Here is a 10,054-nt window from a genome sequence, read left to right on the forward strand (position 1 = left end):
CGACGCCGCGCAGCGCGTCCACCACCGGGCCGAAGGGCAGCGGCTCGCGCAGCGGGTGGCAGAAGCCGGTCAGCACCCGGCGGCCCGCGGCGGCGGCCCGGGCCGCGGCCTCGGCCACCAGGCGGGACTTGCCCAGGCCGGCCTCGCCCTCGATCAGGACGACGGCGGGCGGGCGGAGCATGGAGTCGGTGAGACGGTCCAGTTCAGGTTGACGTCCCACGAACGCGAATCCGGCGCCGGGCGATCCCGGCTCGACCGGCCGGCTCACGGCCGTCCGGCGGGTTCACGTGCGCGGCGCTCGCCGAGGAGGGGTGCGAAGGCCATGGGCACATCATGCCGTGGCCGCGCCCGGGGCTCGCCGCCGGGGCGCCGTCGCCGCCGCCTGCCTCCCACCCGGGCCCCCACCCGCAACCCGGGTCCCCTCACCCCCACCCGGTCCCGTCCGGCCCGCTCCGGCGGGGCCCCGGGCGCCACCCGTGCCCCGGCCGTCCCGGGGTGCTGCCCACGGCACCCGGCGGTGGTCCGGTACGTTGACGAACCGTCAGTTCGTGGTCCCGGGCGGCATGTTCGCGAAGGCGGAGGAACCGGAATGATCGACAGGCGCACCTTCACCAGGGCCGTCGGACTCGGCGCGGGCACCACCGCGCTGCCCCTGGCCGCCCTGCCACCGGCCGCCGGGGTCGCCGGGGCCGCCGGGGTTGCCGCCCCCGCTGGTCCGGCCGGGTCCCCCGTGCCCGGCCGGACCGGTTTCTCCCGCCTGGCCCGGGTCCGGGCAGGCGTGCTCGATGTCGGCTACGCCGAGGACGGGCCGGCCGACGGCCCCGCCGTGATCTGCCTGCACGGCTGGCCGTACGACATCCACAGCTACGTCGACGTCGCCCCGCTGCTCGCCGCCCGGGGCTACCGCGTGATCGTCCCCTACCTGCGCGGCCACGGCAGTACCCGCTTCCTGTCCGACCGCACGGTGCGCAACGCCCAGCAGTCCGCCGTCGCCCTCGACGTGCTCGCCCTGATGGACGCGCTGGGCGTCCGGCGGGCCGTGCTGGCCGGCTTCGACTGGGGCTCGCGCACCGCCGACATCATCGCCGCGCTGTGGCCCGAGCGGGTCAGGGCCCTGGTCTCGGTCGGCGGCTACCTGATCACCGACGTCGAGGCGCAGAAGGAGCCGCTGGCACCCGCCGCCGAGCACACCTGGTGGTACCAGTTCTACTTCGCCACCGAACGCGGGCGCCTCGCCATGGAGGACCGGGACAGGCGCCGCGAGCTGTGCCGCCTGGTGTGGCAGCAGGTCTCGCCGACCTGGGCCTTCGACGACGCCGTCTTCGAGCGCACCGCCGCCGCCTTCGACAACCCCGACTACGCGGCGATCGTCATCCACAACTACCGCTGGCGCCTGGGCCTGGCCGACGGCGAGCGCCGCTACGACGAGCTGGAGCACCGGCTCGCCGCCCGCCCCCGGATCGCCGTGCCCACCGTCACCCTCGACCCCGGCCGCGACCCCTTCACCGCCCCCGGCGACGGCGCCTCCTACCGCGACCTCTTCACCGGGCCGTACCTCCACCGCACCCTGCCCGACGTCGGCCACAACGTCCCCCAGGAGGCACCCGAGGCCTTCGCCCGGGCCGTCCTGGACGCCGACCGCCTCTGACGGCGAATGGACAGGCGGCCGTCCGGGCTACGTCGGGCCGGGCCGCGTCGGGCAGGGTCTCGCGGCTTCGTGGGGGAGAAGCCGCGAGACCCGGTCACCGGCGGCCGTCCGGTCGTCCGGCCGTCAACCGGACGTCGTCCACCGCTGCTCGGAGCCGCCGGTGCAGGGCCACTGGACGACCGGGGCGCCCGGCGTCGTGCTCGAACCGCCGACCGCGGCGCACAGGCCGCTCGCCCGGTTGCTGATCTGCGCGAAGCCCGTGTCCGGGTTCGAGCCGAAGTACCAGGTCTGCTCCGGCCCCTTGTCGCAGCCGTACTGGATCAGCTGGACGCCGGCGTTCGGTGAACTCGCCGGATCGGCCAGGCACTTGCCGCTGTTCTTGTTCACGATCTCGTAGCCGCCACCGGAGTTCGGCATCGGGTAGAGGCCCCAGTACTGCTCGGCGCCGCCGTAGCAGGACCACTGGATGATCCCGGCCCCGCCCGCCGTGCTCCCGGCCCCGACCGACAGGCAGTGCTGGCTGTTGTAGTTCCAGAGCTCCACGATCTCCCCGTCCCTGACCGAGGGGGACGAGGCCGCGCCGCCCTGCCCCGTCGTGGTCGGCGCCGACGCCGAGGCCGGCGTCGCCCCGACGGCGAACGCGAGCGCGGCGAGGAGCCCGAGGGCCCCCGTGCAGAGCCTCGTCCGGGGGCGGGCCGCTGTGCTGTGGCCGGTGGTTGGCATGGGTGGTCTCCTCCGGGTCGGCGTCACGCGGTGCGGATGTCCCACCACTGCTGGGACTGGAAGTTCTTGACCCACAGCTGGGTCTGGGCGCCGTTGCCGGCGACGTTGATGTCGCGGTCCAGCACGGTGTTGTTGCCGTTGTTGTAGCGGACGTTGTAGATGGCCAGGTCCCCGGACGGGTGGTACCACTTCTGCTGGGTGGTGCCGTTGCACTGCCACAGCTGCACCCGGGTGCCGTTGCCGCCGCCGCCGTTGGTGTCGGCGTCCAGGCACATGCCCGGGAACCGCACGTTCTCCAGGCTGCCGTCGGTGGACAGGAACCACTCCTGCTGGGCGGTGCCGTTGCACCCCCACACCTGCACCCGGGTGCCGTTGCCGCCGTTGGTGGCGTCGGCGTCCAGGCACTGGCCGGTGGTCCCCCGGTACAGGCTGTAGATCCGGACGTACAGGCCCGCGGTGAGCGCGCCGGCCTGGGTGCCCGCCTGGGTGCCGGGCGTCTGGCCCTGGCTCCAGGCCACGTGACCGGCACCACCGGCGGACTCGGCCGACCCGGCGCCCTGGGCGGACGCCGCGCCCGTGGCGCCGACGACGAGGGCTGCCGTGGCGACGGCGACGGCGGCCAGCTTCTTGTGAACGATCACGGGTCCTGTTCCTCTCGGGGCTGGACTGTGCGGTGAATCCAGCAAACGCCAAGCCGATCGACCGATCGAATGATTCGATTTCTTTCGAAGGGGCTGGCGAAGGGGGAGCGCGCGTGATCCGGATCCGCCTGGGGGCCCGGGGGTTGGGGGGCGTCAGGTTCGCGGTCTCACCGGTGGGCGCGGCGAAGGACCTGCTGCGCCTCGTCGGCTTCAGCCCGGGCACGCTCACCCCGCAGTGGCGGGCCAGGGCGACGGAGGCGCTGTCCCGCAACCGGCTGGGGCTGCTGGCCGTGGTCGGCGGCGGCGGTCCGCTCGGGTACGCGCCGGACTTCATCCGGCCGGAGCCCCCGGCGTTCCTGACCGACATCGACACGGCGCTGCACCAGATCGCGACGACCCCGCGGGAGCGGGTCCACTACGAACTGGCGGGGGCCGTCAACGGGCACGCGTGGGACCGGGGTTCCGGCCACCCGCCGCCGCGGCAGCTGCTGCGGGCCCTGGAGCGGGGGGAGGAGTACGTCGCGAGCCGCCTCGCCGACGAGATGGCGCGGTTCTGGCACGGGGCACTGGCGACGTCGTGGCCGGGGATCCGGGCCAGGCTGGAGGCCGACGTCACCGCGCGGGCGTCGGAGATCGCCCGGTCCGGGCTCGCCGAGGCGCTCAACCACCTGGCGCCGAACCTGGAGTGGCGCGAGGGCGAGCTGATCGTGCACCTGCGGACGGGCAGCATCCACCGGCTGACGGTGGACGCGGACGGGGTGATCCTGACGCCGAGCGTCTTCGTCGACTGGGCGCTGTTCTGCGCGGGCGAGCCGCCCGGCGTGCCGGCGCCGCGCACCCCGCTGATCGTCTACCCGGCGGGGCCGGTGGACTGCCTGGCGCCCGAGCGGGACCACCCGCTGATCGGCGCGATGCGGCGCAGGCTGCTGGCGGAGCTGAGCCAGCCGCGCTCCACGACGGAGCTCGCGCAGCGGCTGTACCTGAGCCCGGCCACGGCCTCGTACCATCTGCAGATCCTCCACCGGGCCGGCCTCGTGAGCCGCACCCGGCAGTCCCGGCACGTCCTCTACCAGCGGCTCGGCGGAGCGGTGTAGACGTACGCCCGGTCGCGTCCCGCCCGGGGAGGGCGGGGGCGCGGAGTGGGAAGTCGGCCGGGCCGACTTCCCACTCCGGCAGTGCGGCGCCGGTACGGGGTTGTCCGGCCTGTCCAGCCACACCGTCTGCCCCTCGGGCGTGGCGGTGAGCCCGAACCGGTCGAAGCCGGGCTGCCCCCGGCGACGCCACCAGCGCCAGGCCGCCTCCACCTCGTCCCACAGGCCGCGAGGGCCGGACTGCACCACCTCGTAGGCGGTCCGGCCGGGCTCCCAGTCGGCGGTGGCCCAGGACGTGACGGCCGTGTCGTGGAGCCACAGCGTGTACGTGCCGTCGGCGTACCGCTCGGTCAGCGGGAACGCGCCGGGCACCTGCACGCCGATGGCGAACATCGCCGGCCACCCGCCGACGGCGTCGGGGGAGAGGGCCGTCGACGAGACCGCCCCGTCGGCCGGCCACGGCCCGGACAGGTACTCCAGGCTGCCGGGCCGAACGGTCCGCTGCCGGCGCAGCCGCATGAAGGCGGACGACCTGACGAACCGGCCGCTCGCCGTGCCGTCGTCGCCGACCGTGAGCCGGACGACGGCCTCCCCGCCGTACTCGGGCGCCCACGGGGCGACGATCACAGCGCCGGGCCGGGACTGCTCGATCCAGGCGTACGGAATCCGGTGGACCGAGCAGGTGGCGATCACCCGGTCGAACGGCGGGCCGTCGGCGAAGCCCTCCGAGCCGTCGCCCACCACGAGCCGGGGCCGGTACCCGGCGCGGGCGAGCCGGTGCCGTGCGGCGGCCGCGCTGTCCTCGTCCACCTCGACCGAGACGACGTTCCCGGCCCCCGCGCGGTGGGAGAGCAGAGCGGCGTTCCACCCGGCGCCGGCGCCGATCTCCAGCACCCGGTCGCCGTCCGCCACGCCCAGGGCGGCGAGCATGGAGAACACCATCGTCGGCATGGAGCTGGACGAGGTGGGCACGGTGCCGCGGTCGAACCCGCTGTGCTCGCCGTCGTCCCACTGCGTGGTGAGCGGCGCGTCGGAGTAGACGGCGCCCAACCACCCGTCCGGATCGGCGAACCGGTGCACGGACTCGCCCTGGCGCACCCCGTCCGCCCGGCCCGGCCAGATCAGGTCAGGGACGAACCAGTGGCGCGGAACGGCGTGGTACGACGCCAGCCAGTCGGGGGCGAGGGACCCGTTCGCGATGAGCGCGGAGGCCAGCCTGGCCCGGCCGGCCTCCGCTTCGTGCCGGTCGCTCATACCTCAGTGCCCGGACGCCGGGCCGCTGCCGTCCGAGGTGTTCCCGCCCTCGTCGCTGCCGCCGCCACCGTGCTTGTTGCCGCTGCTGGAGTCGTCCTGCTGACCGCCGCCCTGGCCGTTGCCCTGGCCGCCACCGTGCTTGCCACCGTCGAACTCGGGCATGCGCTTCCCCTTTTTGCTTTCGGTCGACTCCCGTGCTGCTCACGGGTGTCAGTGAGCACGTTAGGCGTGTCCGATGCGAGGGCGGGCGCGTGATTCTCGGGTATTCGAGCCGCTGGGAGCGGAGTTCGCGGGGATTCCTCACCCGTCCCCGAGAGCCCGGCGGCACCGCGCGATGACCCGGTGGGCGTCGGCGCCGTAGACGGCGGAGTCGGCCAGCGTGTCCCAGACGCGCCGGTACAGCGCCACGTTGTCCGGCTGGTCGAGCCAGAGTTCGGCGTGCCAGTCCTCGACGACGACGAGCCGGTCGTCGTGGATCCAGAAGCCGTTGGCCGGCGGCAAGGTGAGCGAGGCCTCGAACGGGACGATGCCCAGGGAGACGGTGTCCAGCCCGATCACGCCGCTGAGCCGGTCGAGTTGGGCGGCCATCACGGCCGGGGGGCAGATCAGACTGCGCAGTACCGGCTCCCACATGACGATGTGGTACTTCCGGCCCGGCCGGTACAGGCTCTCCTGCCTCTGGATGCGGGCGCGTACGGCTTCCTCGACGTCGCGCGGTGACCGGTGGAGGTCGACGAAGGCGCTGAAGACGTGCCGGGCGTAGTCGGGTGTCTGGAGCAGGCCGACGATCGTGGAGTTCTGCCATGCGCGCATGACCGTCGAGCGGTCGTGCTCGGCGGTCAGCGTGTCCTGTACCGGCTTGTGCCCGGCGGCCAACTGCCGCCGCCAGGAGCGGGTCCCTGACTCGAAGGCGCGCAGCCTCGCCGACAGCTCGGCCGCCGCTCCGGGTTGCCCGACGCCTTCGGCCCACGCCTTGAGGTCGTCGTGGGTGGCCGTCTGCCGGCCGGTCTCCAGCTTGCTGACCTTGGACTGCGTCCAGCCCAGCCGGTCGGCCAGTTGCCGGCCGGTGAGACCGCCCCCGGCGCGCAGCTCACGGAGCCGCAGGCCGAGGGCGGTTCTGGCGTGCTGGAAGTCGGTGCTCACATGCCGGACGGTACCCCAGCGGCGAACTCGCGGTGCGGGGTGGCGTAGTGCCAGGCGGCGTCCCGCTCCTGGCAGGCGCGGGCCACCTTCACCGGGTCGGTGATCACCTCGATCTCGGTGATGTCGTCCTCGGCGTCGAAGTGCAGCAGGGCGAGGTAGCGCGAGTCGAACAGCCAGGCGTCCTCCGCGGGGAGGCCGAGCCGCTCGGCGTCGGCACGCCAGAGGTAGCGGATGTCCTCGCCGACCAGGCCGTTCCGCTCGGAGTTGTTGAGCAGGTACCGCTGGCCGACGGTGGGCGGGTTGTCCATGATGCGCACCCGCTCGAACCGCTTGCCCAGGTCCGACTGTTCGCGGCGCGTGCGGCACCAGGGGTGGTCCAGGTCCCATGCGGGGGCCTGTCCGGCCACGAACTGCTGGTAGGTCTCGGACTCCTCGTCCGACCGGTAGCGGCGGCGGGTCTCCAGCCGGAAGGCCGTGTGCTGGCAGGTCGTGAACATCTCCTCGAACTCGTCGTAGCCGACCAGCACGCGTTCGCGGTCCACGTCGCGCGGCGCGAAGTCGGCGAGCAGCGTGCGCGGCACGGTCACGAATCCCTCGCCGGGCTTGACGGCGCGGAGCTGGGCGATCTCGTCGGGATCGGTCACCAGGTCTCCCTGCACGATCACCTCCCCGGTCTCCGCGTCCTCGTAGAGCGTCGGGCATCCGCTGTTGTCCGAGGTGCTCCCGATGTACCGCAGTCGTCGGCTCATGGCCACTCCCCTCGAAGTCGATCAGGCTGACTCAGGATGCCCGGAGGATCACGTGGAGTGAGTGAGGATTCTCGAATATTCTCCTGCGGTGGGCGGTTGGTGTGGTGCTCCCTCGCGCCTGCCGGGCCCGTGACGCCGCCTGGCACCACGCGGTGCGCTACGCGGAGTTCCGGGCTCAGGTAGTTTCCGTCATGTGAGTACCGACTTTCAGCAGGCACGGGTTGCCCTCGGTGCCCGGATGCGTGAACTCCGCACCGAGAGCGGCTTGTCCGGCCGCGCCCTGGCCGCGTTGTTGGGTTGGCCGCAGTCCAAGGTCAGCACGTTGGAGAACGGAAGGCAGTCGCCCGGCACGGCGGATCTTGTCGCGTGGGCGGAGGCCGTCGGCAAGCCTGACGCCGCTGCCGAACTCGTGGGCCGACTACGGACGCTGGAGACGCAGTACCGGTCGTGGAGGCGCCAGCTCGCGGGTGGCGCGCGACCGGTGCAGGAGGCGCATGCCGCGCAGGGAAGGAAGACCGGGCATCGTCAGTCGTTCGATCCGACTCTCATTCCCGGCCTGCTGCAGACGGCTGAGTACGCTCGGGCGGTCCTCGCCCGGTACACCAGGGTCCATCCCTCGATCCGTGATGTCGAGGCGGCGGTGGCGGCTCGGATGGAGCGCCAGAGGGTGCTCGCCGATCGCTCGCGTTCGTTCCACTTCCTGGTGTGGGAAGGGGCGCTCCTGTCCCGCCTCTGCTCGCCGGCCGCGATGGCCGCCCAGATGAGGGCTTTGACGCCGTGGCTGGCGGGTGGGAACGTCCGGTTGGGAATCGTTCCTTTCGAAGCCGATCTGCAAGTGCCTGCGGGAGTCGGGTTCTCGATCCATGACGGCACGTTGGTGATCACCGAGTCCTGGCACGCGGAGATGTGGCTGGACGATCCGGCGGACGTCGCGCTCCACACCCGGGCATGGGACGCGCTGGCGGAGAGCGCCGTGTACGGTCCGGCGGCACACCGGGTGATCGTCAGGTCCTGGCGGGTGCCGCCTGATGATCACTGAGGAAGCAGGGTCCCTCTGTCGGCGGGTCCTTGCGGAGCGCAAGGACCCGCCGGGTGGCGGACAACGGTCCCCGGCGCCGGGGACGACGGTGTCGGAGCGGTTCGGTGGGGTGTCTGCGCAGGAAGTCGGGCGGGCCGACTTCCTGCGCACAGGGTTCAGGCGTGGTGGTCGAACTCGCCGGCTTTGAGGGCGTGGAGGAGGGCGGCGAAGGTGGTGGGGGTGGTGCGGAGGGTGAGGTGGCTCTGGTCGGACTCGCGGAGTTCGACCGCTCCGCTGGCCGTACGGACCTCGACGCACTCGTTGCTTGAGGCGCTGTAGCTGGACTTCTGCCAGTGGGACTCAGGCATTGCTGTCTTCCACTTCCTTCTGGCAGATCGGATGGAGTCTTGTGTTGCGCCCCTCGCCCCGGGAGGGCGAGGGGCGCGGAACGGAACCGTCAGGCGTGGTGGTCGAACTCGCCGGCCTTGACACCGTGGAGGAGGGCGGCAAGGGCGGTGGGGGTGGTGCGGAGGGCGAGGTGGCCCTCGTCGGACTCGCGGAGTTCGACCAGCCCGCTGATGGTGCGAACCTCGACGCATTCATTGCTTGCGGCACTGTAGCTGGACTTCTGCCACTTTGAGCTAGGCATGGGCGGGCTTTACTTCTTTCATGATGGATCGGATGAAGTCGCGCGATTCGTCTTCGCCGAGGGCATTGGAGTCCAGGCTGGAGAAGATGGTTCGGTGCTTGGCGAGGTTGGTCGGCGAGTCGAAGAACAGCGCACCTTGGGAAACATCCATCTCGACTGTATCCAGCTCAGGGACCGGCCCTTCGACGTAGATCAGGTTCTCGCCAGCGCCCGGAAAGGTGTCGATGGCGAACGGCACCACTCGTACGGAGATCCCGGGCTGCTCTGAGTCGTCCAGTAGCGCGGCAAGCTGATCGATGAGCACCACAGGTCCGCCGAACTGCATGCGCAGAGCGGCCTCATGGATGAAGGCTCGAAGAGGTGTCGCCCCGGATCGGACAACCTCCTGGCGTCGGAGGCGGAAAGTCGTTCGCGTCTCGATGTCTTGCGGGGGCAAGGGAGGGATGAGCCGAGCGAACACCGCCGCTGCGTATGCCCTGGTCTGGAGAAGTCCAGGAATGTAGACGGTGTTGCAGAAGGTGATCCGCTTGGCATGGCCCTCAAGCTCTGCGACTTCAAGGAAGTCGATGGTCAAGAGGTTTCGGTATTCCTCCCACCAGCCCTTTCCACGCTCCGAGGTCATGCCGGCCAACGCGTCGATCAGGGGCTGATTGTCGCACATGCATGCGGTAGCGATGGTTCGCAATCGTTCGACGCTGATCCCGCCCTTCCCGCTCTCCATCTGTGTGATCTGCGCGGGCTGGATGCCGAGCTTGCGCGCCAGCTGACTGCCGCCGAGGCCGGCCTGCTCCCGCATCCTCCGCAGCTCTGTCCCGATCCGCCGTTGGCGAAGGGTTGGGTTCGGTCGTAGCGCCATGATGACCAGTCTGCCGCAGGTCGGGGCGGTGGAGTTGCCACGTTCGGGGGAACCTCCCCGCCTCTCGGCTCAAAATTGAGACCGTCTGCGCTAGGGTCGGTCTCACATCGGTCCGACGGATCGTCAGTAACGCCTGCTAGCAAGCACCGCAGAGCAGCCATGTCCTTCTCCACCGGCCTGGCTCACGGCGACACATGTTCCGCCGGTTCCCCCTCACTCACGCCTCGGGAGAACTCCCATGCGTCACATCAACACCCCCACCATCGCGGTCGCGCGGCAGAC

12 protein-coding genes and 1 pseudogene are annotated in these 10,054 nt (G+C 71.7%); 3 read left to right on the forward strand and 10 right to left on the reverse strand.

The annotated features are described in order from the left end of the window. On the reverse strand, positions 1–220 hold a 220-nt coding region (locus tag AE652_RS25595), incomplete at its 3' end, for an AAA family ATPase (protein WP_234348532.1). Positions 221–589: 369 nt separating this feature from the next. Here AE652_RS25595 and AE652_RS25600 point away from each other — a divergent pair. Next, positions 590–1,648, forward strand: a complete 1,059-nt coding sequence (locus AE652_RS25600; protein ID WP_049655558.1) for an alpha/beta fold hydrolase — start codon at positions 590–592, stop codon at positions 1,646–1,648. Positions 1,649–1,771: 123 nt separating this feature from the next. On the opposite strand, the gene AE652_RS25605 is transcribed toward AE652_RS25600, so the two are convergent. Together AE652_RS25605 and AE652_RS25610 are read right to left on the reverse strand one after the other, a co-directional pair. Next, the gene (locus tag AE652_RS25605) at positions 1,772–2,371 is read right to left on the reverse strand and encodes an RICIN domain-containing protein (RefSeq protein WP_049655560.1); all 600 of its coding nucleotides are present in this window, start codon (positions 2,369–2,371) and stop codon (positions 1,772–1,774) included. Between the two features lie 23 nt (positions 2,372–2,394). Then, the gene (locus AE652_RS25610; RefSeq protein ID WP_049655562.1) at positions 2,395–3,012 is read right to left on the reverse strand and encodes an RICIN domain-containing protein; all 618 of its coding nucleotides are present in this window, start codon (positions 3,010–3,012) and stop codon (positions 2,395–2,397) included. A 113-nt stretch (positions 3,013–3,125) separates the two neighbouring features. On the opposite strand from AE652_RS25610, the gene AE652_RS25615 reads away from it, so the two are divergent. Further along, positions 3,126–4,106, forward strand: a complete 981-nt coding sequence (locus AE652_RS25615) for a helix-turn-helix domain-containing protein (RefSeq protein ID WP_159028560.1) — start codon at positions 3,126–3,128, stop codon at positions 4,104–4,106. Between the two features lie 576 nt (positions 4,107–4,682). On the opposite strand, the pseudogene AE652_RS49535 reads toward AE652_RS25615, so the two are convergent. The 4 genes and pseudogenes from AE652_RS49535 to AE652_RS25630 all read right to left on the reverse strand — a co-directional run. Next, positions 4,683–5,357: pseudogene (locus tag AE652_RS49535) on the reverse strand (methyltransferase domain-containing protein); the annotation flags it as partial. Positions 5,358–5,360: 3 nt separating this feature from the next. Continuing rightward, positions 5,361–5,519 carry a hypothetical protein gene (locus tag AE652_RS47475; protein WP_181970350.1) on the reverse strand — a complete coding sequence of 53 codons (159 nt, stop codon included), beginning with the start codon at positions 5,517–5,519 and terminating at the stop codon, positions 5,361–5,363. A gap of 138 nt (positions 5,520–5,657) precedes the next feature. Further along, the gene (locus AE652_RS25625; protein ID WP_049655566.1) at positions 5,658–6,500 is read right to left on the reverse strand and encodes a helix-turn-helix transcriptional regulator; all 843 of its coding nucleotides are present in this window, start codon (positions 6,498–6,500) and stop codon (positions 5,658–5,660) included. After that, on the reverse strand, positions 6,497–7,249 hold the full coding sequence (locus AE652_RS25630) for a DUF6879 family protein (protein WP_049655568.1): 753 nt from the start codon (positions 7,247–7,249) through the stop codon (positions 6,497–6,499). Before AE652_RS25630 ends, AE652_RS25625 begins: the two co-directional genes overlap by 4 nt. A gap of 193 nt (positions 7,250–7,442) precedes the next feature. Between AE652_RS25630 and AE652_RS25635 the strand changes: the two genes are divergently transcribed. Further along, positions 7,443–8,288, forward strand: coding sequence for a helix-turn-helix transcriptional regulator (locus tag AE652_RS25635; protein WP_049655570.1), 846 nt, complete (start codon positions 7,443–7,445; stop codon positions 8,286–8,288). Between the two features lie 155 nt (positions 8,289–8,443). On the opposite strand, the gene AE652_RS25640 is transcribed toward AE652_RS25635, so the two are convergent. The 3 genes from AE652_RS25640 to AE652_RS25650 form a co-directional block, all read right to left on the reverse strand. Then, positions 8,444–8,635: a DUF397 domain-containing protein gene (locus AE652_RS25640; protein ID WP_049655571.1), complete on the reverse strand. Its 192-nt coding sequence runs from the start codon at positions 8,633–8,635 to the stop codon at positions 8,444–8,446. A gap of 89 nt (positions 8,636–8,724) precedes the next feature. Next, positions 8,725–8,916: a DUF397 domain-containing protein gene (locus tag AE652_RS25645; RefSeq protein ID WP_049655573.1), complete on the reverse strand. Its 192-nt coding sequence runs from the start codon at positions 8,914–8,916 to the stop codon at positions 8,725–8,727. Then, positions 8,909–9,772, reverse strand: a complete 864-nt coding sequence (locus AE652_RS25650; RefSeq protein WP_063780263.1) for a helix-turn-helix transcriptional regulator — start codon at positions 9,770–9,772, stop codon at positions 8,909–8,911. Before AE652_RS25650 ends, AE652_RS25645 begins: the two co-directional genes overlap by 8 nt. Between the last annotated feature and the right edge of the window lie 282 nt (positions 9,773–10,054).

Origin of the sequence: Kitasatospora sp. MY 5-36 (assembly GCF_001182915.1) — a bacterium.
GTDB lineage: Bacteria > Actinomycetota > Actinomycetes > Streptomycetales > Streptomycetaceae > Kitasatospora.

What these genes read in the sequence shown, in the direction of transcription:
- AE652_RS25630 (WP_049655568.1), bottom strand. Translation starts at nt 7,249, where the DNA reads ATGAGCCGACGACTGCGGTACATCGGGAGCACCTCGGACAACAGCGGA.
- AE652_RS25640 (WP_049655571.1), bottom strand. Translation starts at nt 8,635, where the DNA reads ATGCCTGAGTCCCACTGGCAGAAGTCCAGCTACAGCGCCTCAAGCAAC.
- AE652_RS25600 (WP_049655558.1), top strand. Translation starts at nt 590, where the DNA reads ATGATCGACAGGCGCACCTTCACCAGGGCCGTCGGACTCGGCGCGGGC.
- AE652_RS25645 (WP_049655573.1), bottom strand. Translation starts at nt 8,916, where the DNA reads ATGCCTAGCTCAAAGTGGCAGAAGTCCAGCTACAGTGCCGCAAGCAAT.
- AE652_RS25605 (WP_049655560.1), bottom strand. Translation starts at nt 2,371, where the DNA reads ATGCCAACCACCGGCCACAGCACAGCGGCCCGCCCCCGGACGAGGCTC.
- AE652_RS47475 (WP_181970350.1), bottom strand. Translation starts at nt 5,519, where the DNA reads ATGCCCGAGTTCGACGGTGGCAAGCACGGTGGCGGCCAGGGCAACGGC.
- AE652_RS25650 (WP_063780263.1), bottom strand. Translation starts at nt 9,772, where the DNA reads ATGGCGCTACGACCGAACCCAACCCTTCGCCAACGGCGGATCGGGACA.